We start from the raw sequence: 1168 nt of genomic DNA, 5'->3' as shown, positions 1-1168 counted from the left end.
ATCAGGTTGAGGAGGCCGACCTGCAGCGTCTGCCCGAGCCGGGCAGCAGGGTGAGCGCGATGATGAAGTCGTTCCAGTAGGCCAGGAAGTTGAACAGGATCACCGTCGTGACGGCCGGCCGGGCCATCGGCAGCATCACCCGGGTCATGATCCGAAACCGGGACGCCCCGTCCAGCGCCGCGGCCTCCTCGTAGTCGGCCGGGATCGACCGGAAGTACGCGGCGAGCAGGTAGACGGTGAACGGGATCGAGGTGGCCGCGTACACCAGCGCCAGCATCGCGGGGTTGTCCAGGAAGAGCCCGTCCGGGAAGGCGTCGACCAGCGTACGGTCCCAGTCGAGGAGCATCAGGAAGATCGGCACGACGATGTAGTTGACGTTGACGAACAGGCCGGCGAGCAGCGCGAGCTCCACGACGGCCTTGCCGCGGAAGTCGTACCGGGCGATGACGTACGCGGCCGGCACCGAGACCGCCAGCACGAACGCCAGGCCGAGCAGCGTGACGAACAGCGAGGTCGCGAAGTACCGGCCCATGTGCGCGGTGACGAACGCGTCGACGTAGTTCCGCAGGTGCAGGCCCTCCGGCAGGGCCCACGGGCTGCCGAAGAACTCGCTCCTGCGCTTGACCGAGGCCAGCAGCACCCAGCCGACCGGGACCGCGATGAGCAGCGCGATCACGACCACGAGCAGGTGCGCGAGGCCCCGCCCGGACGTTTTGATCGTGGTCATGGTGGCCGTCCTGTCAGAACTGGAGGGGCTCGCGCCGGGTCGCGCGGCTCACCAGCAGCGACACCAGGAACGAGAACGCGAAGATGACGACGCCGATGGCCATGCCGTAGCCGTACGACGAGTTCGTGTACGCCTGCTTGTACATGTAGCTGAGCAGGACCTCGGAGGAGCCGTCCGGCCCGCCGCCGGTCATCGCGCGGACCAGCACGAAGCTGAGGTTGACCGCGCTCATGATGAAGAAGGTCAGCGAGGTGCGCAGGTTCTGCCAGATCAGCGGCAGCGTGAGGGTGAAGAACTGCCGGCCGGCCGAGGCGCCGTCGAGCGCCGAGGCCTCGTACAGGTCCTCCGGGATGCTCGACATGCTCGCCATGTAGAGGACCATGTAGTAGCCCAGCGACTGCCAGACCATCGCGATCGCGACCGAATAGAGCACCACCCGCT

At 67.1% G+C, this 1168-nt stretch carries 2 protein-coding genes; both read right to left on the bottom strand.

Annotation, left to right across the window (positions count from 1 at the left end):
- Position 1 precedes the first annotated feature (1 nt).
- Complete coding sequence (locus DMB66_RS59875; protein WP_199753314.1) at positions 2 to 727, bottom strand: carbohydrate ABC transporter permease; 726 nt, start codon at positions 725 to 727, stop codon at positions 2 to 4.
- A 13-nt stretch (positions 728 to 740) separates the two neighbouring features.
- The coding region (locus DMB66_RS59870; RefSeq protein WP_148112976.1) for a carbohydrate ABC transporter permease at positions 741 to 1168 on the bottom strand (428 nt) is incomplete at its 5' end.

The sequence above is a fragment of the Actinoplanes sp. ATCC 53533 genome, assembly GCF_003947245.1.
Note: the sequence above shows the minus strand (reverse complement) of the source record. Positions and strands in the feature narration are given on the sequence as shown.